This window comes from Shewanella salipaludis, from assembly GCF_012911865.1.
Classification (GTDB): Bacteria; Pseudomonadota; Gammaproteobacteria; order Enterobacterales; family Shewanellaceae; genus Shewanella; species Shewanella salipaludis.
This window is the reverse complement of sequence record NZ_JAAXYH010000004.1, coordinates 58394-82646: the sequence shown is the minus strand read 5'-3', so window position 1 is coordinate 82646 and position 24253 is coordinate 58394. Positions and strand designations below refer to the sequence as shown.

The 24253-nt window shown below is 58.7% G+C and carries 22 protein-coding genes; 12 read left to right on the top strand and 10 right to left on the bottom strand.

All coding sequences use genetic code 11. The features are described from left to right. Positions 1 to 3: 3 nt before the first annotated feature. The 3 genes from ctaD to HC757_RS07595 are packed head-to-tail and all read left to right on the top strand — an operon-like array spanning position 4 to position 3068. On the top strand, positions 4 to 1629 hold the full coding sequence (ctaD, locus tag HC757_RS07605) for a cytochrome c oxidase subunit I (RefSeq protein ID WP_169563727.1): 1626 nt from the start codon (positions 4 to 6) through the stop codon (positions 1627 to 1629). Beyond that, on the top strand, positions 1630 to 2196 hold the full coding sequence (locus tag HC757_RS07600) for a cytochrome c oxidase assembly protein (protein ID WP_169563726.1): 567 nt from the start codon (positions 1630 to 1632) through the stop codon (positions 2194 to 2196). It abuts the gene before it with no gap. Then, positions 2193 to 3068 carry a cytochrome c oxidase subunit 3 gene (locus tag HC757_RS07595; RefSeq protein ID WP_169563725.1) on the top strand — a complete coding sequence of 292 codons (876 nt, stop codon included), beginning with the start codon at positions 2193 to 2195 and terminating at the stop codon, positions 3066 to 3068. The genes HC757_RS07600 and HC757_RS07595 overlap by 4 nt, the downstream gene beginning before the upstream one ends. Before the next feature lie 5 nt (positions 3069 to 3073). On the opposite strand, the gene HC757_RS07590 is transcribed toward HC757_RS07595, so the two are convergent. Further along, a complete protein-coding gene (locus HC757_RS07590; RefSeq protein WP_169563724.1) occupies positions 3074 to 3292 on the bottom strand; it encodes a DUF2909 family protein in 219 nt (72 codons plus the stop codon). Here HC757_RS07590 and HC757_RS07585 point away from each other — a divergent pair. The 5 genes from HC757_RS07585 to HC757_RS07565 all read left to right on the top strand — a co-directional run bounded on the left by HC757_RS07585 (position 3240) and on the right by HC757_RS07565 (position 7205). Beyond that, positions 3240 to 4028 carry an SURF1 family protein gene (locus HC757_RS07585; protein WP_169563723.1) on the top strand — a complete coding sequence of 263 codons (789 nt, stop codon included), beginning with the start codon at positions 3240 to 3242 and terminating at the stop codon, positions 4026 to 4028. The two genes, HC757_RS07590 and HC757_RS07585, sit on opposite strands and share 53 nt — an antisense overlap. 102 nt (positions 4029 to 4130) lie before the next feature. After that, complete coding sequence (locus tag HC757_RS07580; RefSeq protein ID WP_169563722.1) at positions 4131 to 4682, top strand: hypothetical protein; 552 nt, start codon at positions 4131 to 4133, stop codon at positions 4680 to 4682. After that, on the top strand, positions 4682 to 5656 hold the full coding sequence (locus HC757_RS07575) for a COX15/CtaA family protein (protein WP_169563721.1): 975 nt from the start codon (positions 4682 to 4684) through the stop codon (positions 5654 to 5656). The genes HC757_RS07580 and HC757_RS07575 overlap by 1 nt, the downstream gene beginning before the upstream one ends. A 14-nt stretch (positions 5657 to 5670) precedes the next feature. Next, positions 5671 to 6576 carry a heme o synthase gene (cyoE, locus tag HC757_RS07570; RefSeq protein WP_169563720.1) on the top strand — a complete coding sequence of 302 codons (906 nt, stop codon included), beginning with the start codon at positions 5671 to 5673 and terminating at the stop codon, positions 6574 to 6576. Between the two features lie 2 nt (positions 6577 to 6578). Beyond that, the gene (locus HC757_RS07565) at positions 6579 to 7205 is read left to right on the top strand and encodes an SCO family protein (protein WP_169563719.1); all 627 of its coding nucleotides are present in this window, start codon (positions 6579 to 6581) and stop codon (positions 7203 to 7205) included. Between the two features lie 35 nt (positions 7206 to 7240). Here the strand turns inward: HC757_RS07565 and HC757_RS07560 are convergent, their stop codons facing one another. Further along, positions 7241 to 8287, bottom strand: a complete 1047-nt coding sequence (locus HC757_RS07560) for a polysaccharide deacetylase family protein (protein ID WP_169563718.1) — start codon at positions 8285 to 8287, stop codon at positions 7241 to 7243. Positions 8288 to 8307: 20 nt separating this feature from the next. Between HC757_RS07560 and HC757_RS07555 the strand changes: the two genes are divergently transcribed. Both HC757_RS07555 and HC757_RS07550 read left to right on the top strand, forming a co-directional pair. Further along, positions 8308 to 9660 carry an MATE family efflux transporter gene (locus HC757_RS07555; RefSeq protein WP_169563717.1) on the top strand — a complete coding sequence of 451 codons (1353 nt, stop codon included), beginning with the start codon at positions 8308 to 8310 and terminating at the stop codon, positions 9658 to 9660. Positions 9661 to 9737: 77 nt separating this feature from the next. Beyond that, positions 9738 to 11687, top strand: a complete 1950-nt coding sequence (locus HC757_RS07550; RefSeq protein WP_169563716.1) for an alpha/beta hydrolase family protein — start codon at positions 9738 to 9740, stop codon at positions 11685 to 11687. A gap of 389 nt (positions 11688 to 12076) precedes the next feature. On the opposite strand, the gene HC757_RS07545 is transcribed toward HC757_RS07550, so the two are convergent. From HC757_RS07545 to HC757_RS07510, 8 genes are all read right to left on the bottom strand, one after another. Next, entirely contained in the window at positions 12077 to 14107 is a 2031-nt protein-coding gene (locus HC757_RS07545) for a CHAT domain-containing protein (RefSeq protein WP_169563715.1), read from the bottom strand. A 1-nt stretch (position 14108) separates the two neighbouring features. Further along, positions 14109 to 15608 (bottom strand): metallophosphoesterase, encoded by a 1500-nt coding sequence (locus HC757_RS07540; protein WP_169563714.1) that lies wholly within the window; start codon positions 15606 to 15608, stop codon positions 14109 to 14111. A gap of 115 nt (positions 15609 to 15723) precedes the next feature. Further along, positions 15724 to 17445, bottom strand: a complete 1722-nt coding sequence (locus tag HC757_RS07535; protein WP_169563713.1) for a GMC oxidoreductase — start codon at positions 17443 to 17445, stop codon at positions 15724 to 15726. A 20-nt stretch (positions 17446 to 17465) separates the two neighbouring features. Then, positions 17466 to 19067, bottom strand: coding sequence for a patatin-like phospholipase family protein (locus HC757_RS07530; protein ID WP_169563712.1), 1602 nt, complete (start codon positions 19065 to 19067; stop codon positions 17466 to 17468). Continuing rightward, on the bottom strand, positions 19064 to 19975 hold the full coding sequence (locus HC757_RS07525; RefSeq protein WP_169563711.1) for an acetoacetate decarboxylase family protein: 912 nt from the start codon (positions 19973 to 19975) through the stop codon (positions 19064 to 19066). Before HC757_RS07525 ends, HC757_RS07530 begins: the two co-directional genes overlap by 4 nt. A 33-nt stretch (positions 19976 to 20008) precedes the next feature. Next, positions 20009 to 21064 (bottom strand): alpha/beta fold hydrolase, encoded by a 1056-nt coding sequence (locus tag HC757_RS07520; protein WP_169563710.1) that lies wholly within the window; start codon positions 21062 to 21064, stop codon positions 20009 to 20011. Positions 21065 to 21285: 221 nt separating this feature from the next. Further along, the gene (gene nfuA, locus HC757_RS07515) at positions 21286 to 21864 is read right to left on the bottom strand and encodes a Fe-S biogenesis protein NfuA (protein ID WP_169563709.1); all 579 of its coding nucleotides are present in this window, start codon (positions 21862 to 21864) and stop codon (positions 21286 to 21288) included. A gap of 159 nt (positions 21865 to 22023) precedes the next feature. Further along, positions 22024 to 22827, bottom strand: coding sequence for a ComF family protein (locus HC757_RS07510; RefSeq protein ID WP_244623304.1), 804 nt, complete (start codon positions 22825 to 22827; stop codon positions 22024 to 22026). Positions 22828 to 22857: 30 nt separating this feature from the next. Here HC757_RS07510 and bioH point away from each other — a divergent pair, with 30 nt between their 5' ends. Then, on the top strand, positions 22858 to 23637 hold the full coding sequence (bioH, locus tag HC757_RS07505; protein ID WP_169563708.1) for a pimeloyl-ACP methyl ester esterase BioH: 780 nt from the start codon (positions 22858 to 22860) through the stop codon (positions 23635 to 23637). Between the two features lie 60 nt (positions 23638 to 23697). Then, a complete protein-coding gene (locus HC757_RS07500) occupies positions 23698 to 24246 on the top strand; it encodes a hypothetical protein (protein WP_169563707.1) in 549 nt (182 codons plus the stop codon). Positions 24247 to 24253: the final 7 nt, after the last annotated feature.

The window sequence follows — 24253 nt, the reverse complement described above, 5'->3', positions numbered from 1 at the left end:
GGCATGAATACTTTGACCCGAGAACTCAACTCTGTCGCCGAGCCTGCCGATCAGACTCAGCTGCATGAGGAAGACCATCATCACCACCAGGCCCCCAAGGGTATCTGGCGTTGGTTGTTGACCACCAACCACAAGGACATAGGCACCCTCTACCTGTGGTTCAGCTTCATCATGTTCCTCACCGGCGGCACCATGGCCATGGTGATCCGCGCCGAATTGTTTCAGCCTGGATTGCAGCTGGTTGAGCCCAACTTCTTCAATCAGATGACCACAGTCCATGGCCTGGTCATGGTGTTCGGTGCCGTGATGCCGGCCTTCACCGGCCTGGCCAACTGGCTGATCCCCATGATGATAGGCGCGCCCGACATGGCCCTGCCCAGGATGAATAACTGGAGCTTCTGGATCTTGCCGTTCGCCTTCACCATCTTGCTCAGCTCGCTGTTCATGGAAGGCGGTGGTCCCAACTTCGGCTGGACCTTCTACGCCCCGCTGTCGACCAGCTTCAGCCCGGACAGCACGGCGCTGTTTGTCTTCTCCATCCACATCATGGGCATAAGTTCGATCATGGGGGCGATCAACGTGATAGTCACCATAGTCAACCTGCGCGCCCCAGGGATGAACTGGATGAAGCTGCCGCTGTTCGTCTGGACCTGGCTCATCACCGCCTTCCTGTTGATCGCCGTGATGCCTGTGCTCGCCGGTGCCGTGACCATGGTGCTGACAGACAAGTACTTCGGCACCAGCTTCTTCGAGGCGGCCGGCGGCGGCGATCCCGTGATGTTCCAGCACATCTTCTGGTTCTTCGGACACCCGGAAGTCTACATCATGATCTTGCCCTCCTTCGGCATCATCTCGGCGATAGTGCCCACCTTCAGCCGCAAGAAGCTCTTCGGTTACTCTTCCATGGTATACGCCACCGCCAGTATCGCGATCCTCTCCTTCCTGGTATGGGCCCATCACATGTTTACCACTGGCATGCCCGTGTTTGCCGAACTCTTCTTCATGTATTGCACCATGTTGATCGCCGTGCCGACCGGGGTGAAGATCTTCAACTGGGTGACCACCATGTGGCGGGGATCCATCTCCTTCGAGACCCCCATGCTGTTTGCCGTGGCCTTCATCATACTCTTCACCATAGGCGGCTTCTCCGGGCTGATGCTGGCCATCACACCGGCTGACTTCCAGTACCACGACACCTACTTCGTGGTGGCCCATTTCCATTATGTGCTGGTGACCGGGGCCATCTTCTCCATCATGGCCGCGGCCTACTACTGGCTGCCCAAGTGGACGGGACACATGTATGACGAGCGCCTGGGCAGGATACATTTCTGGTGTTCGGTGATTTCGGTCAACGTGCTCTTCTTCCCCATGCATTTCCTGGGCTTGGCCGGTATGCCGAGGCGTATTCCCGACTACGCCATCCAGTTTGCCGATGTGAACCAGATAGTCTCCATAGGTGGCTTCGCCTTCGGCCTATCCCAGCTGATCTTCCTGGCCGTGGTGCTCAAGTGCATTCGCGGCGGTGAGAAGGCGCCGGCCAAGCCCTGGGAAGGTGCCGATGGACTGGAGTGGACCCTGCCGAGCCCGGCGCCCTATCACTCCTTCAGCACACCGCCCGAGATCAAATAGATGGTGAGCCAGGCCAAGTCACATCACAAACTCATCGTCCTGTTGGTCATAGGCAGTGTCGGCATGTTTGGCTTCGGCTTCGCCCTGGTGCCCCTCTATAACGTGTTATGCGACAAGCTGGGGATCAACGGCAAGACGCAGAACACGGCCAGCAGCTATCAGGCCATGACCATAGATACAGACAGAACAGTCACTGTGGAGTTTATCGCCCAGGTACAGACAGGCATGCCCTGGGCGTTCGCGCCCAAGCTCAAGCGCCTCAAGGTGCATCCTGGGGAACTCATCCGCACCGCATTCCTGGCCAGCAATCACGCCGACAGGCGTATCGTCGGCCAGGCGGTGCCTTCGGTCTCCCCTGGACAAGGGGCCGCCTATTTCCACAAGACGGAATGTTTCTGTTTCAATCAACAGCCGCTGGCGGCGAAAGCCGACGCAGAGTTACCCCTGATTTTCTATGTGGACCCGGATTTACCCGAGTCCATACATACATTGACCCTCTCTTATACCCTCTATGACATCACAGACAAGCAAGCGAGTGACGCCCTGGAGCAAGGAGCAGCAAAATGACGACTAAGCACGAACCTTATTATGTCCCCAACCAAAGCGCCTGGCCCATCATAGGTGCCCTGGGCTTATTCCTCATCGCCTTCGGCGCGGGGAGCTATGTCCAGCAACTGCGTACCGAAGCCAGCAGCGGCGCTTATATCCTCTTGGCAGGGATCGCGGTGATCATCTTCATGGTCTGCGGTTGGTTCAGGACTGTGATTTCCGAATCCATGGCCGGACTCTATTCGAGCCAGATGGACAGATCCTTCAGGCAAGGCATGAGCTGGTTCATCTTCTCGGAAATCATGTTCTTCGGCGCCTTCTTCGGCGCCCTGTTCTACGCCCGCATGATCTCCGTGCCCTGGCTCGGGGGGGCGTCCAACAACGCCATGACCCACGAAGTGCTCTGGCCCGGCTTCCAGGCCGTCTGGCCACTGCTGACCACCCCGGATGGCACCCAGACCCAGGCCATGGGCTGGGGGGGCTTGCCGCTGATCAACACCATCATACTCCTGACCTCCTCTGTGACCCTGCACCTGGCCCACGTCAACCTGGACAAGAATAAGCGCACGGCGCTGACCCTCTGGCTCGGGTTAACCATAGTGTTCGGCATCGGCTTCCTGAGCTTGCAGGTCAAAGAGTATCTGCATGCCTATCACGAGATGGGACTGACGCTGACATCCGGTGTCTATGGCAACACCTTCTTCCTGTTGACCGGCTTTCATGGCATGCACGTGACCCTGGGCACCCTCTTCCTGACTGTGCTGTTTTTCCGGGTGCTCAAGGGGCATTTCAGCCCGGAGAAGAGCTTCGCCTTCCAGGCTGGCAGCTGGTATTGGCATTTCGTCGACGTGGTCTGGTTATGCCTGTTTATTTTCGTATACCTGCTCTAGGCGTCTCAGTAGGGCCTGGGGTTCGGGCTGATGAGACCCGAACCCAGGGCGAGCAACAGCATGAGCACCAGGATCACGGAGAAAAGCACCCTCAGTCCCAGATACTGGCTCATGGGGCGGCGCTTTTCTCCCTTTACCAGCGCAAACAAGGCCAGGCCCAAGTTAAAGATAATGAACCCGAGCAGCAGCACTAAAAGCACTTTGAAGACAAATAGGGTATTCACGGATATTCCTCGAAAATTGCCGGGTAATTTCAGCTGGTTGATAGTGTTAATCACTGTGAGTCTGTTTATGCTGCTGGTCAAGTTAGGTTTTTGGCAACTGGCGCGGGCCGAGGAAAAAGCCCTGCTGCAACAACAGCTGCTCACCAGGCAGGCCGCCGCGCCACTGGACTATCGGACACTGATCTCCGGGGCCGAGCCAGAGCCGACCGGCTATCGCCTCAGGGTGACAGCCGGCCCGGCACTGGCACATGTGTTCCTGCTCGACAACCAGGTCTATCTGGGCAAGGTGGGTTATCTGGCGTATCAGGCGATGGAAGTCGAGCCGGGCTTGCCCTGGCTGCTGCTGGAGCTGGGGTTCGTCGAAGCCGGGCCGCGGCGCGACGAGTTGCCCAGGCTCAGCCCCCTGCGGGGCCGGCTGAAGCTGGCGGGCAGGCTATACAGAAAACAGGCCAACCCCATGAGCCGGGCCCTGATGGCGGAAAGCGGCTGGCCCATGCGCTTGCAGAACCTGAATTTACCCGAGTTGGCTCAGTTGCTGAACCATGAACTGGCGCCGGCCGTGCTGCAACCCGAGCTATTACCCGGGCTGACACTCCCCCATCCATGGCAGCCGATCCCCATGTCGGCGCAGAAGCATAGGGGCTATGCCATGCAATGGTTTTCCATGGCGGCGGCGCTGGCCTGCCTGGGGTTATGGTTAATAATACGCATTAAAAAACAAAGGCATGGTTCATGATTGGCGATAAAAAAGCCATTGCCATGACCCCTGAGTCGGAGTAGGTTAGAACTGACTTTCCCACATGTGGAAGGTCGTAACCCCAACATGAGAGGAGCAGGAATGAACTCCCAGACCCAAAGCGGCAACCGCAGCAAAACTATGCTGGTCCTCCTATTCTCGGCATTCATACTGCCGGTAGCGATAGCCAAACTTGTTCTCGGCATGGGGCTATATCAGGGGGGCGCCACCAACCAGGGAGAACTGCTCTCTCCCCCCCTAGACTATGCCAAGCTGGCGATGACCAATCCACTGCCCCATAGCTGGCAAATCCTCTACCTGCTGCCGGCCCATTGCGATCAGGCTTGCAGCGACAGGCTCTACATACTGCACCAGAGCCATATCGCCCTGGGACGGGATCGGGACAGGGTCAAGCCCCTCATCATGACCCGGGCAGACAGCGATCTGGCGGCGCTCGCAGGCCAGGACTTCATCACGGCCGAGGCCAGCGATGAGCTGGCGGCCATGCTGGCACAGCGGCTAATCATAGTCGATCCCCTCGGCAGCCTGGTGATGGGTTACCCGGCTGTCACCGGCCGGGAAGCCCATTTGGCCCAGGGCAAGGCCTTGCTCAAGGATCTGCATAAGTTGCTGAAACTGTCGAGGGTCGGCTGATGAAATTGACCTGGTTGCTGCGACTCACCCTGGTCTTTAGCCTCATGGTGATCCTCATGGGGGCCTACACCCGGCTCTCGGATGCCGGCCTGGGCTGTCCGGATTGGCCCGGCTGCTATGGTCATATCAAGGTGCCGACCCAGAGCCATGAAATCGCCAGGGCCCAGAACAATTTCCCCCATCTGGAGATAGAGCCCGCCAAGGCATGGCTGGAGATGATCCACAGGTATATAGCCGGCGCCTTGGGGCTGCTGGTGCTGTCGATCTTGGTGTTATGCCTGAGATCCAGGGACACGCCCAAGAAGCTGCCGCTGTTTATCGCCGTGCTCATAGTGTTTCAGGCGGCGCTCGGCATGTGGACAGTGACCATGAAGCTGATGCCCCTGATCGTCATGTCCCACCTGCTGGGCGGCTTCACCCTGATCTCCCTCCTGTTGCTCTTATACCTGCGCACCCACCCCTTGCCACGGATACGGGTGTCCCCCGGCGCCCGCATCTTGGCGGCAGTGGGACTGGCGGCCTTGATAGGCCAGATAGTCCTGGGGGGCTGGACCTCATCCAATTATGCGGCGCTGGCCTGCACCGCCCTGCCCGTGTGCGAGGGCGACTGGCTGGCCAATCTGCAATGGGCCCGGGCCTTCTCGCCATTCCAGGGCAATCATCCCAGCTTCGAGTTCGGGGTGTTGGATTATGCCAGCCGTATGACTATCCATGTCAGCCATAGATTCGGCGCCCTGCTCACCGGCGCTATCTTGCTGTCTCTTGGCGTCACGCTCCTGGCCGGCGACCAACCCGCCTGGGTGCGCCGCAGCGGCGCCCTGTTGATCTGCCTGCTGTTATTACAGATAGGCCTGGGCGTCAGTAACGTGGTATTGCATTTGCCGCTGGGCATTGCCGTTTCCCACAATGGCGGAGCCGCACTGCTGCTGCTCACCATGGTATTTATCAATTACGCCCTCTGGCGCAAAGCATAAGCGAGGTAAGCACAATGGCCAAACCCCTCTCGATAGCCCAGAACCGGGCGCTGTGGACCTTCCAATGGCGCGCCTATTTTGAGATGACCAAGCCCAAGGTGGTGGCGCTGATGCTGCTCACTGTGCTGGTCGGCATGTGCCTGGCCGTGCCGGGGGCCGTGCCCCTGCAACCCCTGATCGCCGGCATGCTGGGCATCGCCATGATGGCGGGTAGCGCGGCGGCCCTGAATCACCTGATCGACAGGCGCATAGATGGCCTGATGGCGCGCACCTACAACAGGCCGCTGCCCAAGGGAAAAGTCTCAGCCACTAAGGCGCTGGGTTTCGCCTTCGGCCTGGGGGCGCTGGGTTTCGTGTTGCTTTATGAGCTGGTTAACCCGCTCACCGCCTGGCTGACCTTCGCCAGCCTCATTGGCTATGCCCTGGTGTATACCGCTTACCTGAAGCGGGCCACCTCGCAGAATATCGTCATAGGCGGCCTGGCCGGCGCCATGCCGCCCTTGCTCGGCTGGACCGCGGTCACCAACGAGCTTCATGGCCACGCCCTGCTGTTGGTGATCATCATCTTCACCTGGACGCCGCCACACTTCTGGGCCCTGGCCATTCACAGGAGAGCCGAATATGCCAAGGTGGATATTCCCATGCTGCCCGTGACCCATGGCGTAGACTTCACCAAGACCTGCATCTTGCTTTACACCTTGCTGCTCGCCGTCGCCTGTCTCTTGCCCGTGCTTGTGGGCATGTGCGGCCCGCTCTATCTGGTGAGCTCGACCCTGCTCAGCTGTGGCTTCATCTATAAGGCCTGGCAGCTCAAGTTCCATGAACAACCTGGCCTGGCGATGCAGGTATTCCGCTTCTCCATCTACCATTTGATGTTGCTGTTCATCGCCTTGCTGCTGGATCACTATCTATGGGGCTGAAGATGAAGAAAATACTCCTGGTGACGGGGATCCTGCTGTTCGGGCTCGCGGGCCTGATGGTCGCCATCACAGACAAACAGGCGCCGGCGCCGCTGCGGACAAGTTTAGAATACCCCCAGGCCAGGGTGCTGGCGCCCTTTCGCCTGACGGATCAACATGGTCAGGTGTTCGACAATGCCCGGCTCATGGGCAAGTGGAGTCTATTCTTCCTCGGCTACACTTCCTGCCCCGACCTCTGCCCCACCACCCTGGGCAAGCTGGCGGCGGCCTATCCCGAGTTGAGCGCGCTGGCGCCTTTCCAGGTGGTGTTCATCTCTGTGGATCCCCAGCGGGATACTCAAGCCAAACTACTGGATTATATTAACTTCTTTAATCCTGAGTTCATTGCCGCCACGGCGGGACATGAGCAGTTGTTTCCACTGAGCCGCAGCCTGGGGTTCGTCTATGCCCTGGTGGGGGACGGCGACGACTATCAGATAGATCATAGCGCCTCCATGGTGCTGGTATCGCCCGCCGGCGAGCGGGTCGCTGTCATCAAACCCAGCGCCTCGCCGGGTCAGGCGCTGCAGATCCGCAATCAGGATCTTATCGCCGACCTGGGCCAGATCATCCGGCGGCATAGGGACTAGCGGCGGCGCGGGGGCGACCACTGAGTCCTCAATCCCTATTCTTCAATCCAGGTGCCATCGTCTTTCGGCCTGACCCAGGGCTGGGAAAACCAGTAATAGCCGCCGCGGGTCTTGCTCGGCGCCGTGCAGTTGTAGCGCGAGCGTCCGGCAGGCAGGGGCAGTTCGGCTCTGATGCTGAATTCATTGTCGCTGAGCCACTCGGGTTGCTTCGCGCCCTGGCCCTGGATGTAGCAGAGCAATTGACCCGGATTGATATCCGCCATATCCAGCGTCACCCTGAGTTCGGGACGCCAGCCGCCCGCCGCCAGTTGGGGCTCGCTCGGGGTCTGGGCCAACACGGGCATGCTCAGGCTGTGCAACTTCACCTTCAGACTCTCCAGATCTGCGTAGGCACCACCGACGGGGAAACGCGGCAGCGCCGTTAGCTGTGAGTGGCTCCCGGCGGCGCCCGACTGCTGGCCGAAGGCAACAAACCCCAGCTCCTCCAGCATGCGCTGGAGCTCCGTATTGTATTCTCCATAGGGGTAGGCCAGCATCTTGAGATCTTGCCCTGTTGCCCTGGTGATCTCGGCTTCGGTCGATAAGATGTTGGCCCGGACCCGTGCCAGCCACTGGGTCCGGGTTTCCTTATCCAGGCGGCGGATCAGATGTTCATGGCCCCAGCTGTGGTTGGCTATGTCGGCGCCTTCCCTGGCCAGGCGGCGCAATTCCTGCCAGCTCATCATCTCGCTGAAACCACGCCTGATGGGCTCCACCGAGACAAATAATGTGTAGGGAAAACCGTATTCCTTTAAGATAGGGTGCGCCGTGTCGGCTATGCTGCGGTAGCCATCGTCGAAGCTGATGGCCACAGCCAATGGCGGCAAGGGTTCGTTGGCTTTGATGGCAGAGACCAGCTCCTTGAGCGGCAACACCTTAAAACCCCCGTCCGCCAGATACTGCATCTGCGCCCTGAATTGCGCCGGGGTTACGCTGGTGCTTTTCGGCGAAGTGTCCGACACATGATGATACTGGAGTATGACCGCCGCATCGGCAACGGGGACCATCAGGGCCACACACAAACTTAACACACGTAAAAGCATAAAAAACCTCTGAGAAACTAATGACCTGGGTTGCACTACTCTTCAACAGACAAAAAAATCGCCAGCTATGGACCCTGGCACTGCCGATGATCTTGTCCAATATTACCATTCCTTTGCTCGGTCTGGTGGATACCGCCGTCATAGGTCATCTGAATCATGCCTATTTTCTGGGTGGGGTGGCGCTCGGCTCGACCCTGATAACCCTGATCATCTGGCTGCTCGGCTTCCTGCGCATGGCCACCACTGGCCTGGTCGCCCAGGCCTATGGCGCCAACGACACAGAGACCCAGGAGCAACTGCTGCTACAGGCCGCAGCCTTGGCGCTGGCCTTGGGGCTGGGCATCCTATTGCTGCAGCAGCCCCTGTTGAACCTGGCACTGACATTGGCCGACGCCAGCACCCAGGTGGAATTTTACTGCCGCCAATATTTCCAGATCCGCATCTGGTCGCTCCCTTTCGCCTTGTTGAATCTGGTGTTACTGGGTTGGTTGCTCGGCAGGCAAGCCCCCAAGGCCGCCATGTGGCAGCTGATCTGGGCCAACGGCGCCAACATACTCTTGGATCTTATCTTGGTCTATGGCCTCGACCTGGGTGTCAGGGGCGCCGCCCTGGCCTCGGTCATGGCAGATCTCACCGCCTTCGCCATCGCGGCCTACATGGTGAAACACGCCCTGGATCGCGGCACGGGCCTGGACCTGAAGCGCTTGCTGCAACACTTCAAATTCACGGCTTATGGCCGGCTGCTACGGCTGAACACAGACATCTTCATCCGCAGCCTATGCCTGCAGGCGGTCTTCGCCTTCATGACCTTCAAGGCCGCCGGCCTGGGTGACACCCAGGTCGCCGCCAATGCCGTGCTGCTCAACCTCTTGATGCTGATCTCATATGCCCTGGATGGCATAGCCTATTATGCCGAGGCAGAGGTCGGCCGCGCCTATGGCCGGCGCGACAGCCGGCTGCTGCAGGAGTCTGTGACCCTGGGCTGGTGTTGGTCGGCGCTCGCCGCCCTGGGGGTCAGCCTCGCCTTCGTCCTCGGCGGCGAGGCGCTCATCGCCCTGCTCACAGACATAGACGCAGTGCGCCAAACGGCCGGCCAATATCTTGGCTGGATGCAGCTGATGCCCTTGCTCGCCTTCGGCTGTTACCTGTTCGATGGGGTCTACATAGGCGCCGCCAAGGGCAGCATAATGCGCAACAGCATGATGTTCTCGACCCTGCTGGTATTTTTTCCCGGCTGGTACCTGTTGCAGGCCCAGGGCAACCACGCCCTATGGGCGGCCATGTGCGCCTTCATGTTGTCCAGGAGCCTGACCCTGGGTTGGCATTACCAACTGAACAAAAACAATTATTTTCAAACAAAATCATATGGATAATAACTGGATCTTTGGCAAGGATGCCGCTAACATCGACAACCATTTCGGTTGAACATACACGTTGGTTATAGGTAGATATGAAACGGAATTCCCTCCTGTTGGCACTGGCAATATTGCTTCTCGGCCCATTCAGCCACGCTGCAACGGCTCGACTTCCGGTAGAAGCCTTCGCCAGCATACCCGATGTGAGTCATGTCAGCTTATCGCCGGACGGCAGCAAGATCGCCTCTGTAGTACGCATCGACACGGCAGAGCACCGAGGTACTGTCGTCAGCATCGTGGATCTGCAATCCGGCGAGAAAATCATCCCCATCCACACGGATAACAAACGGTTTGTGATCTTGTCCCTGCAATGGGCCAACAAGGACCTACTGCTGATCGAGGCCAAGTACCCGGCAGTACGTTACGGCAATCCAACCACAGAGACACGCCTGTTGAAATACAGTCTCGCCAGTGGCAAGACAAACAACTTGCTGCGCGCCAGCGTACTCAAACGGCTCAAGTGGCTGCCGCAGCTGCAGGGCAACATCATAGACATGTTGCCGGATGATGATGATCACCTGTTGCTGTCGCTCGACGGCATGGGCCAGGAAGTCGGTGAAGACAGTGTCATTCGTGTCAGCCTGACCCAGGGGAAATCCAGCTTTGTGCAGGCATCCAAGCGACATATGCAGGGCTGGGTTACCGACAGGCAACACAGGATACGGATCGGCATCTATCGCGATGATAATCAGTACCGCATCTATGAGCAGCAAGATGCCAATGGGGAGCTAAGAGAGCTGTGGCATTTCGGCTTCTTCGCCGAGGATAGCGTCTGGCCGCTGGGTTTCGATGAAGACCCAGATATCCTCTATGTCCGTGCCTACCATGAGGGCTTAGAGGCCATCTTCAAGGTTCATTTGAGCGATCCCCAGCTCAAGAAAGAGCTGGTCTACAGCAACCCGAACTACGACGTCATGGGCAGTTTGATCTACTCCAAGCTGAAACATAAGGTCATCGGCATCAGCGAGGGCAACGGTGAGGAATATACCTTCTGGGATAAGGAATATATCGGCCTGCAGAACGGCCTCAAGGCGATATTTCCCGGCTCAAACAATTACATCACCCAATTCAGTGCCGACGAACGGTATTACATAGTGTACTCCAGCGGCTCGACCGAACCCGGCAGCTATTATGTGGGCGACAGAAATGTCGGCGAGATCTACCCCTTAGCCCACAGGTATAAGAAGTTGACCCCCGAGGTGCTGGTGCCAACCGAACGGCTGAACTATCAGGCCAGGGACAACATGGAAATAGAAGCTTTCCTGACGTTACCGAAAGAGGCCGTGCCCAAAAAATTACCTATGATCATCTTCCCCCATGGCGGCCCCATCAGCTATGACAACGATAGCTTCGATTACTGGACTCAGTTTTTCGCCAACCGTGGCTATGGGGTGTTCAGAATGAACTTTCGCGGCTCCGCCGGCTATGGTTACGACTTCATGAAGGCCGGGCTGCAAAACTGGGGACTGGAGATGCAAAATGATGTCGAGGATGGCACCCGCTTTTTGATCGACAAGGGCATAGCTGACCCCGATCGCATCTGTATCGTCGGAGCCAGCTATGGCGGTTATGCCGCGCTCATGGGTGCCGCCATGACGCCGGAATTATATCGCTGCGTCATCAGTATCGCCGGAGTCACGGATGTTGCCTATCTGGTCAAATCCAGCCGCCGCACCACCACTTATGAGGTGGTGAAGCAACAGATAGGCTCAGATATCGACGCCCTGTATCAACGCTCACCGCTGAGCCAGGCGGCCAAAATCACCGTCCCCGTGCTGCTTGTTCACGGCAGCAAAGACAGGGTGGTGAGGGTCAAACACAGCCAGATGATGTATGACGAGCTCGAATCGCTCAACAAAGATGTCGAGTTTATCGAACTGGAAGCTGGTGATCACCACCTGAGTAACAACGAGCACAGGCTGACCACCTTCAAGGCCATGGATCACTTCCTGGCCAAGTACCTACAGGTTAACAAGAAGGGTTAGTCGCCTCTGGGCCCACAACCATAAGAACGCGGCCAGGATAACTTCCTGACCGCGCTGCTCAGCAACATCAGGAATATCCTGCTACACCCAAAGAACCTCATTGATAGCAAATGTTTGCTTATGATGGACATGTGCTCGGCTCATCCAAGGCAGCGTGAAGGAAAACATCAGAGCCCCAAGAAACCTCGTATGCAAGTGCGCTTGCCGCACGGTTACACCCAAAGTCTCACGACAAAACTTATCGGCCCACTGGTGAACCTGGCTCTTCATGAGTGCCATGATGCCACCTGCAAACAGGTCTGTTTCACCTACGGCAGCTGTCTTGTGGCTGAGATCCATTTATCCCCGGATCCCAGCCTGATGCTAAATGCTGCCGGGCCTGGACGGCATCAAGTGTTTACCGCTTGCCGGGCATCCCTCCAGGCCTGAGCCGAAGTGGGGCCGCTAGTCAGGAGATTGTCTCCCTCCAGGGCGCCGAGTGCCGTCTGCGCCAACCCGGCCCAGAGTGGGCTATCCCAGTCCTGCAGATAGCGCCTGAACTGACGCAGGGTAGACAAGATGGGAAAGTTATCCGGCATGGGTTCGTTCAGCATCTGCCGGCAAAAATCGTTTATCTGTTGTTTCAGTGCCGCGCTATCGGCCGACTGCGGATGATAAACCACGTTGAGCAGGCATAATTCGGCCAGGGTGCTGAGGGCATACACCTTATCCCTGCCCGAACAGTTTTGCGCTTCCCAGCGGGCCATCTCGAAGGCGGCACTCCATCTGCTGCCATAGCGGTCGGACAGTTGCTGTAAGCCGGCCCCGTCATCGCCACGGTTGAGTATGGCGACGATGGACAGGTACTGAGTGAGCAGCCAGTGATTGCAGGGATCCATCCGCCAGGCTGACTTATAGAAATCATGACAGGCCCTGTAGGCGAGATTGGCCTGCTGTTGAGCCCCTATCAGGGTATGGGCAATGCCGATACGTTTCTCGCTGGCGGCGCTGAGCCCCAGGTGACACGATTGCTCTTGAGCCGACTGTTTATCCCGGCCCTCTTCGCGCCAATGCTGCAGCTCGGCGCGAATGGCGGCGGCGAGCCGGGTCAGTTCCCGCTCCACTTCTGCAGCGACGTCACAGCTTGCTCCGGGCGCGTGTTTTTGCGCCGTGATGGTGCACACCAGTTCATCCATCCGGTCAAACATCACGTCTATCTTGCCCTGAGTCTGTTGATCCCTGAAGGCATGCACCTGGCGGTCGAAGTCGGCCGGTATGGTCGAGTAGGCCACTATGCTGGCCCAGTCATGGGTCTCGGGGGCATCGGTACGCAGGCGCTGGCGCAGCTCATACAGCACCCAGCGGGGATCCGAACCCTGTAACAGGCCGGTGTAGAGCACCCTGGCGGCGATGGCGGAAGCCTTCATCCACAGGGGAAACTGCGAGGCTATGACCCAGGGAATGCCGGCGGCATTGAGTTCATGGGCTATGCTGCCACCGGGGGTGAGCACGGAATTGATGTTGCCCGAGTCACAGGTCGCCAGGGTCACCACGGTCGGCCGGAAGCGGGTATTGCCCACGGAATCGCTGGCGGTCAGGGCTATCGCCAGGCGTTCACCCTCGACTATGTCGGCCTGATCGCCGCTTTCGCTGCACAGGGCCAGGCCGTAGCGCTCGTCGCCGGATTTCTTGAAGGGAGCGCCATGGGCCAGAATATGAATATGGGTAAACTCGGTGGACGCCGACAGCGCCCTGATCTGCTCCAGGCTGGCATTGGGCACGACGGTCAGCATCTTCTTGACTTCCTCGATGCGTTCTTTGGGATCCGTCTTTATCTTGACCCAGGGCTCTATCGCCTCCCGCAGCGCCTGCAAATGCGCCTGGGCCGGCACGTACAGGCCAGCGGGGGCGGCGAAGATAAACAAAATTCGCGGCGGCCTGGCCCAATCTATCGGCAGCGGCCGGCCACGGCGAATTTCCCGGGTGAGTGAGATAGGGGTGCGCATCTGCAGGAACATGGGCGACCCTGCACCTGGGAAGCCATCGGCAGCCACCGCGGCCTCGAACGGCAAGAGCCCAAGCTCGAAGGCCGACATGGCCAGGCTCAAGTGCACCAGGGTGCCATTGGTGGCGCCCGCATTCCCCAGTTCTGAGATGAGCGCAGGCACCTGACCAAAGATGCGGCCGACGGCTTCGCCCAGGTCGCGGATCTCCGCCTGGCGCTGCTCATCCGTGGCAGGATCCCTGTCCAAAGGATACTTGAGCCGTTTCAGGCGCATCATCAACTGACGGTGCTCGAAGGGCATGTTAAGGGTCACAGGCCCATCCGAGCCGCAGAGGGCGATATAATTGGTCAACGGCGACAGCAGTTGATTATGAGTCGGCCCGGACCTTAACAGTTCCAGTTTGACGCTGCGGATATCGGAAGTAGTAATGTCCATCTCATGCCCTCGCAAAGGTTTGAATGACTTCGGGTTCACCCCTGCCGTCGGCCAGCACATGGGTCAGGCTGCCCACCACCCCGGTGGCGGTTTTCTTGATCGACACGGCGCTGGTCTGATCCATCACGAAACTTTGGCCGCCGAAGCTCGCCCCGTCTATGGACTCCATGCTGCCGTTGAGCAGCACCTCATACACAGGCGCGAAGGCGGCCTTGTCGTTGAGCATCTGTTCGGTGAAACGCAGCAAACGTATCCAGGTGCCGCAATTGAAGTAGTAACGGCCGCTGCCCATGTCTATGGCGCGCTCCAGGTGGGTATGACCAGTGACGATGAAATCTATGGCATCCCCGACCACGGCCGTGACCTCCTTGTAGGTATCGTCCTGATCTTGATGATCGAAGGTCTTGTCGCCGGCCAGCCAGTCTTTCATCGCCCGGCGCAGCGCCTCCTCCTTGGGAATGTTGCGCAGCCAGCCGGTGAGGCGATCCAGGATCAACTGGCCGGTGCCCAGCTGACCGTCCTGCTCGAACAGCTGCCCATTGGGGGTGCCGAGGTTGGCTTCGCTCTGCAGCAGCATGGCGTCGACATCCTGGGTATCCTGGAGCTGGTAATCCCTTAGCCCCTGGCTCAGGTTGGCGCCGAGCAATTGATCCACGCTCTTGGGGGCCGTGGCCGCCGACTCGCTTGCCTGAAAACCTTCGGCGGAGAGGCGCTGATTGACTTGCTTGCTGCCACTGACTCTCTCACCCACGATAGACACGAGATCGCCTATCTTCCTCGCCTGGGACGGATCCAATACCAGCAGGGTGCCCACCGCAGCCTGGGTTTCAGGCTTGAGCAGATCTATCCACTTATACTTCTCCTTGACCGGGTTCATCACCTCTTTGACCATGCGGGTGCCGGCGTTGGGAACCCATTCCTTGGGCGCCAGGCCGCGGCCGGCATTCAGGCGCCGCCCTACCTTGGCCAGATCTTCGTAGCGGTTGTAATTCCAGGCATCGACTTCGTTGCCATGGGTGCAGTAGACCCTGGACTCACCGACTGTGCAGGTAAAGCCCGCGCCTATGGTGGAAAACTCGATGCGGGCACGCTTGAGCAGGTCGTCTCCCGCCAGGCGCTTCACTATCAGGCGTTGCACCGTCGCGAACGAAATTTCTATGTCGTGGTTGCCTATGATGAACACCAGAGTGCGCCCGGGCGCGGCGACGAAGGCGGCCAAGGCATCCCAGATGCGGGAAAATGAGGGGTTTTGCATTATCTGCTCCACCACCTGCACCGCCTTCTCCACCACTATGTAGTCCTGGGTCTTCTCGGCCAGGGTATCGAACACATCGCCGTTGAGCACCAGGGCCACATCGCCCTCGGGGCACTGGCCGGCGACCCAGCCTATGTAGCCGGCCAGGCGCTCGGTTTCACGCAGCACCTGAAAATTGGGCTCGGCGCCTCCCATGTGAATATCCGAAATCACATGCACTTCATCGTAAACAGGAAAATCGCTCATAGCTTCTGACCTCACACTGGCGCCGGCAGCGACACTGGGGTCGCTCGCCGGGGCGAATAGAAATTGAATCACGTCTCGAATAGCGGCCAAGGCCGGCCGCATATGCCCGGCCATGTCACAAATCTGCGCTGGGGGCTATGCCGGTAATGCCTTCGGCGACGCGCTCGGACAAGGCACAAATGGTGGCCACGGGGTTTGCCCCTACGGCCGTGGGCAGCAGTGCACCGTCGGCAACGTACAGTCCCCGGTAACCGAACACCTGGCCGAAGGTCTCGGGCGCGGCACTGGTCACCCCCTCGTTCGGGTTGGTGGCCAGGCGACAGCCGCCGAGGGCATGCACTGTGACATTGCGTTTCATCGGCCATAACCAGTTAGGCAAGGGAATGAAGGCCTTGCCCTTGCACCACTTCCTGAATCTTTCGCCGGTGGCCAGAATGGCCTTGTAGAGCGACATGCTGTCTTTGTAGGGCCATTTCACATGCAGGTGACCCTCGTCGTTCAGGGACATCTCGCCGTTGCTCTTGTCTATGCCCATGCATAAGAGCACGCTGGTGTTGTGCGACAAGTCACCCTTGAGCAGCTCTTTGAGGGCATACCCCAGGTGTCCTGTGCTGATCCCCTGCACGAAACGGGCGAACATCACCCTGACGGTGCGCAGCAGGGCATGAAACTGGGAAACCCCCGGCTTTATCCCTTCCGTGTACCAGGCGGCGAAGTTGGGGTAGCTGGCGTCTTCCAGGATGAAGGCCTGCTCCCGGTTGAAGTCTTTGAATAAGTTGTAATCTATGCCCTGAGTGATCACAGGCCCATAGTTGGGATCGGCAGCCTTGTCACCCGCCACCACGAAAGACAGGAAGTCACCATTTCCGGAGAAATGTTGCCCCAGTTTCTGGCTGATCCCCGGCAGTGTCTTATAGAGATCCCGGCAGCGCATCAGCAACTCGTTCGAGCCCAGGGTGCCGGATGACACCACGACTGTGCGACAGGTGGCGCTGCGCAGGCTGTGACCGTCATTGAGATCCTGCCAATACACCCGATAGCCGAACTCTCCCTCGGCCTCGGGACTGTCATTGCCCTGGGCGTCCAATGGCACGATTTTCCTGCCCAGCACCTGAGTCTTGATTTCGGCCCGGTAGCGGTGCTCCGCCACATGCAGGTAATTCAGGTCCAGGCTGTTTTTTGAGTGGGTATTGCAACCCACGTCGCATTCGGCGCAATAGACGCAGGAGGTTTGCACCGCGCCATAACGGTTCTTTTCCTGCAGCCCTATGGGGGTGGGGTTGTCGAAGTCATTGCCGAAGAAAACGTTGATGTCCAATAACTTGGATTCATGCCCCTCAGCCTTGGCAAATTGCTGGAACAGCTCGGTGCGGATAACTTTCCTTCGTGGATCCTGGCCCTGGGGAATCGGCCTGGCCCCCAGCACCTGTTTGCTGATGGCATAATAAGGTTGCAACGCCGCCTTCTGGATCGCCTCGGGCCAGTTGTGATCGAATACCTCATCCGGGGGCTGCAGGAAGACATTGGCATAGATGAGCGAGCCGCCACCCAGGCCAGCGCTTACCACCGCATCTATGTGGTCGAAGTTACGGACATCGAACAAGCCATGGCTCTCCTTGCCGTCGGCCTTGGGAGCGCCGGACTTGTCCGTCGGCAGGTTCCAGAAGTTCTGCGCCATCCCGTGGGGAGAACGGGGAAACGAGCCCATGGGGTAACGCTTGCCCCGCTCCAGTAACATGACTCTGCCGGGCCACTTCTTGGCCAGGCGGCAGGTATTGATCGAGCCGCCGAAGCCGCTGCCAATGACTATGGCCTCATGGTCGTACTGAATATCCATATGCTTTCCCCATCCCTGATTTAGTCGGCATTGTAGCCGTCGAGTGTGGCTTTTTTATGTTTATGAGTGACATAGGTCGCCCACAACTGGCGCATGAAGAAGCCGCCGAAGGCCCCCAGGGTCTTGGCCTTGGCAGAAATGCCATGGGCCCGGGTCACCCCCAGGGTCGACATGAGTTTCAGCAGATCGCCAGCCCCCAGCGTCAGAATACCCGCACCTATCACGGGACCTGACTTGTCGGCGCCCTTATGCAGCCGGGTGTAGAGGGTGGTGGTCTCGGACCAGAGGCCGAATATCGAACCGTCACGCACTTCTTTTCTGCCGGCCAGATAATAGGCTTTGCCCTCGTGTTCGAACCCCAGCTCATACACCATCAGGGTGAGTTGCGGATCCTCTGTGGGTTTGAACAGGTTAAATACCCCTGTGTTGGCCTGGATCCCCATGCCCAGAGGCGCGAAATCTATGGTGCCCGTGAGCCGCCCTTTATGCTCTGGGTCTTCGATGAAGGCCTGCAGCTCATCTATGGCGACGCTGGCATGCATGGCAAGCGAGGTATTGGCCACTTGGCCCCTGCCTTGCCCCTCTGCCGGCTCAACTGTGTCCAGAGAGAATGCCCCTTGCATGGTTTCGTTGAATGTAAGACCCGTCTTGGCTGCTGTCATCTTGAGTACCTGAGGTTCGAGGCGAACCCCCTCCGGTTGGATTGCGTTGAAATAAGCACTTGCATCGGCGCGACCCATGGCAATCAATTCATCATGGCTGATGGCGCCGCTGTACAGCGCCGAGTCCAGGGGTAAGGGATGGGCCGGTTTGATCAAGTGCAGTCTGATGGCCTGACTATGGCCATAGGGGCGTTCCCCCTGTTCGATACGGGTATTGAGTTCTTGAAGCTGTTGCAGCTCCTTGCCCAGGGCGCCATTGGCGCTCATTTCCAGCATTTGCACATAGGCGTTGAGCGGACCGCTGCGATAAGTGTCCAGGTTGCCCATGATCCACACCAGCCAGATCTCATTGGCGCCGCGTTTGACCGCCTCCAGCAGGTTGGCGTCCTGGATAAAGCCGGAGTCCAGATACAGGTCGCCGTCTATCGCCACCGGCGGCAGGGTCGCGGGCAGTGACATGCCGGCCAGCAGGTGATCCTCCGTCATCTGCTCATGTGGCACTACCCTGTTGCTCTTGTCGGCGAAATGGCAGAGGTTGAAGGTGGCTTGCAGCCCTTCGGCGGTGCGGATTTTAACAAAATCTATGCCCAGGTGCGGATAGACCTTGTTGCGAAAGGCCCTGGCAGACATGGCGGCGACGAAGCTCCCCGGCCAGAGGTAATTGCTCAGGGGCATCAAAGACAAAGTATCGCGCATCCGCAGGCTGCGCCAACGGTCGCAGATCTCCTCTATTTCTAATCCGGATAACAGCATGGCCAGGTTCAGCGAGCCGCCCGAGGTGCCATCCATGTGCTGGAAGGTCAGACCCCGGGCAAAGATCTCCGCCATGGCGCCTGCGGCATAGGATAAACGCAGGCCGCCTCCCGGCAGGATCAGCGCCCTGTTAACCCCATCGCCCGCGCCACAGGCGGCGCCTTGGGGAGTATGTGCCTGAGTGTGAGTGTGCGCCTGAGCCGTCATGCCACCCCCCGCTTGAGCTGTGTTTGCTCATCTTCGTCCTGCTGCGGAATGGGCGCGCTGGGCGGGGCCAGCCAGGCTTCACTCAGGCCGAGATCTATCACAGACTCGAACCCTTCCGGCGCCACCTTGGGCAGTTGCTCCGAGTCCAGGAACCAGCTTTCTATGTGATCGTCCAGTATGCCTGTGATGCTCGGCAGGAAGGCCGTCGCCAGCGCATCGCCAATCTCCAGCGCCTTCAAGGCCTGCAGACGGGGATGATCCCCTATGACGAATCTGGCCCTGGCGCCGCCGAACAAACCTATTCCCGCCTTGGCATTGAGCAGGATGTCCGATTTCATCAACATGCCGCGAAACGAGCAGTAATTGGAGGCCCGGGTCTTGAGCGGCAGCCAGGCCCTGGCCGGCTTGTCTATCTCGACATAGGTGACGAGCTTGCCGTTGAGATCGTATTGACTGCTGACCTTGTCGGCCGAGATGTTGAAATTCAGGTTGCCCTGATGTTTGGGCATGCCCCAGATGCCCTTGCCCCCCTTGACCGAGATTTCCGATGACACCGGCAGGTCGACCACATATTGGCCCGTCTTGAAGAAGTTCATGAAGAGCGCCGGCAACAACCTGGGGGCGGGCTTGGCGCCATGGGTGCAGGCTATGGCAATACTGTATTCGACATACTTGCCTATGGGGGTCTCGCGGTAATCTATCACAGTGACCACCAGCAGGGCCGAACGCCATAGACGCAGTGGATGTATGCCCTGGGGCAGAAAATCCTTGGCCTTGTCCGCATTGATGGGAAACACGGCCATCAGGGCCGGAGACCGGGTAGCGGCCACTGGCAGCTTGAACGGGATGCCATCCACCAGTGAAAAACGCCCGGTATAGGCTTTGATCCGCTTGGGTATTCCAAACATAGTGTTCGCTCCTTGAATCTGTAGTTCCTTGCCTCAGCTCTCTCGGTTCAGCTCGCTGAGGATCAAAGGAAAGGCATCCTGTGCCGCATGCTTGCCCATGAACACATCCAGATGACCATAGTCGGGCAAGAGGTGCAGCGAATGGTAGTCGGGACGCAGGGCAGCAAAATAGTTATAGGTGTTGATTTGGCTTTCCGGCAAGAAACACAGATTTTTTTCACCGGCAAAGAAGGCGAAACGGGCAGCGGTTTTAGGCGGAGCCAGGGTGTAATCCTCGGGCAGCTCATCGAATCCCTGTACCGAGACCAGATGCCCGTGCTTGACGCAGCGGGTGATCTGCTCGAAGAACCTCAGGGGGACGGCGCCGAACTCCTCTTTCAGCCATTCATGGGTCTCCTCATTGAGGTTTTCATGGCTCCACAGCGCCGGGAAGCCACTGCCATAGGTGAAGCTGACCTGCTTGCATACCGGGTTATGGCATTCATGGTGGGTCAGGTTCACCAGCAGGCTGATCAACTTGGCGGGCAAGTCCGGGGCATCCACCCCCCAGTGGGGATTCAGATATTGAATGAACTTCTGCACCATGGGCACCATGTATTGCAGTTTGAACCTGGACCAGGCCGGTACCACAGGGTGCAGGGATACCGCGTTGCTGACTATGGTAGTGACTTGGGGGAGCAGGCCGGCGATGGCCGACATGGTAAAACTGGTGGAGCCCTGACAATGTATGATGGCCTTCAGGCTGTCGGCACCGGTTTCGGCGAGTATGGTTTGCACCGCCTTGGGGTGGTCATAGAGGGCCGCCTGATCCAGGGTCCATAAATTCGGTGCAAAGGCTATGCTGCCACGCCAGTTTTCCAACCAGACGTCGTAGCCATCCGCTATGAGGGCATCGACTATGTTGGTGTCGACCGGGGCCCGGTAGATGGACGCCCGCACGCCGGCGCCATGCACCAGAATCACAGGTCCCCTGTGGGGCCGGTCGCGGCCACGCACATTGAGCAGATCCAGCTGGACCCCGTCCGAGGTAATAAAAGGGACTGTGCGTTCATCATAGGGTGGGCGAGTCGGCCTAGGGTGCAAGTGCATAGCTATCTCCTTCGGGGAACCTGTGTTTTCCTTAACAAGCCTTGCCATCCATAATATTAACCCAGATGCAACAAAATTACATTTAATAAACAATATTTTCCAGATGAGCGGCCAACGCCTGCCCTCTCCATGGCAACAGCCGCATGAAAAGCCCTGAATAAAAAAACGCGGCTCAGAGGATGTCTGAGCCGCGTTTATTGGCTGGCATTTTAGCGCCGGTATTATTGGTAAGAATGTTCGCCGTGTTGATGTTCCGTCACGTCGCGCACACCCGCAAGTTCACCCGGGAACATATCCAGCAGCTGCTTTTCTATGCCGTCTTTCAGCGTCACATCGACCATGGAGCAACCGTTGCAGCCACCGCCGAATTGCAGCACGGCCACGCCGTCCTGGGTGATCTCCACCAGCATGACATTGCCGCCATGGCTGGCGAGCTGGGGATTGATCTCTGATTGGATCACATACTCGATACGCTCGACCAGGGGCGCATCGCCGGACACCTTGCGCATCTTGGCATTGGGCGCCTTCAGGGTCAGCTGGGAACCCAGCTGATCCGTCACGAAATCTATGCTGGCCTCTTCGAGGAAAGGGGCGCTTTTCTCGTCGACCATGGCCTTGAAGCCGTTGAACTCCAGTTCGATATCATCGCTCTCCACCGCATCGGGTGGACAATAAGACACGCCACACTCGGCCTGTGACGTGCCTGGGCTAATCACAAATACACGAATATGAGTGCCTTCAGGCTGATCTGCCAACAGCTTAACGAAATGTGCCTGGGCAGAATCGGAAATGTTTATCATGAAAAACTGCTCCGTCAGGGGATACCTGAGTGTTTTAGTGGGACTTACGCGTATGATACTCCGACTGGCGCCTGCTTTGTAGCCCCGAAACCGACTTGTTGCGACTTTTTGTCCTCCCATGAAACCAGTCCATCCGCGCGAGGGCCTGACTCAGGCATGCTAGTTCGCTGTCACTTCATCCAGGAGTCCCGGCGCCTCGGCCCTGGCGAGACACCAGACCTGCACATGTATGTTTCTGGCGCTAAACAGTCGCGCTATTTCCCTGGCCGTGGTGCCCGTGGTCAGCACATCGTCTACTAGGGCGATTCTCTGATAAGCCTGAGCGCCATCGAGCCGAAACGCATCCCGTAAGTTGCGTCGCCGCTGCAATCCCGTCAGCCCGGCCTGGGGCCGGGTGTGTGTCCTGCGGCTCAGCCCCAGCTCCACCACGGGCAACTGCAGCAGTTTCCCCAGCTCGGCGGCGATGAGCCAGGCCTGGTTGAATCCCCGCTGTTTCAGTCGCTGCGGATGCAGGGGCACAGGTACCAGGGCCTGGGGCAGGCGCACCAGCCCCAAGCCCTCGAGCATCTTCACCCGCTCGGCCAGGGCCTGACTCAACACGGGCAAGGCGGCAAATTGACGTTGATATTTGATCGCCGCCACCCAGGGCCCCAGGCCCTGGTGATAACTGCATGGCGCCAACACAGGCAAAGGTTCGGACTTCTGGCACTGACCACAGTAACGAGCATGCAGCACCATGGACCTACCACAACCCAGGCATACGGCCCCCGAATACAGGCCAGCCGCCAGACACACGGGGCAGATGCCTGTAGCGGGCGAAGGCATCGCCTGGTGGCATACCAGGCAGCGGTTGGGTAAACTAGCGGCCAAGAGTCGCAGACAAGCGCCCAGCAGCCCAAGGCCAAGGTCCAGCGACCGCCTGCAGAGCGACTGAGTGCATAACGACCGGGCTGCAGACCCCATGGCATCATCCTTCATCTCAGAGGCGAGACAGTGAAACAGGCGCAGATACACATAGACACACAGGGTGAGGGCCAAGATCTGGTCATGCTCCACGGTTGGGGCGTCAACAGCGCCGTCTTCACCCCGCTGCATTCCGCCTTGCATGAGTATAGGGTTCACTATGTCGATCTGCCGGGATTCGGCCTGAGCCAGCCGCTGGCCGGGGACATCAATCTCTGGGTCGATGCCCTGGTCGCGCGCCTGCCGGAACAGGCCATCTGGGCCGGCTGGTCACTTGGGGGGCTGGTCGCGACCCGGGCCGCGCTAAACTATCCGCATAAGATCAAGGCCTTGGCTACCATAGCCTCATCGCCTTGCTTCATGGCGAGAGAAGCCGAGTCCTGGCCTGGGATCCCACCGGCTGTGCTGGCACAGTTTGCCACTCAGCTGGGACAAGACTTGCCCAAGACGATAGAACGTTTCCTGGCAATTCAGGCCATGGGCACGGCAACGGCCAAGGAGGAGATCAAACGCCTCAAGACGCTGGTGCTGGCCAAGCCATTGCCGAGTGAGCAGGCACTGGCTCAGGGGCTCGGCATGCTGACCGAGGTCGACTTGCGTCCCGAGCTGGCCAAGCTGGAATTGCCCTGGCTGCGGCTCTGGGGTCGCCTCGATGGCCTGGTCCCCAGACGCGTGGCCGGCCTGATGCCACAACATGCCGGCCCCCTGGAAGAGGTCGTCTTCGCCAAGGCCTCCCACGCGCCGTTTTTCTCCCATCAGGAAGAATTTGTGCTGGCATTCACGGGCTGGCTCAAACAAATTGCCCTTTAAGCTTTATTTTCATCCAGTTTGTGATTAATATTTAGCCACTTATCTTTTGGAAACTCGCTTATGTTGGTGGTGACTAACTATCCGCAAGTCCCCCTGACGACATCCAATGTCGCCACGGATGCGGCGCGGGTCGACAACCAACAGCGCCCTCCCGTCATCCCGCCCCAAGCGCCCACTAAGGGACACCAGGAGCGCGCCTTCACGCCTCAGCACGAGCGCACCGCAACCGAGACGCAGACACCCGCGGCGGATGGCGCCCAGGACAAGGTACAAGAGAAACGGCAGGGCTCGGGGCAAGAACAGCAATCCAGGGACAGGCAGCCACAACAGCCACAGCCAAAGCAACATCAGTCCAAGCTGCTGCAGTCTTTCATCGCCGGACCCGCGGCATTACAGCGTAAAGACATTCGCCTCAAGGTGACCCAGGATCCGGACCAGGCAGCCCGGCAAGCGCCGCCGAAAACCAGCCAGCCACCGGGCCTGTCGCAGCCGAGGACCCAGCCCCAACAATCCAAACAGTTTTATCAGGAGTTCGGTCGGCGAATAGACAACTTTTATCGGCGCCAGAGCCAGCCCCAGCAGGAAACCGAACTCTCTGCCTGGATCTAGGCCCGTT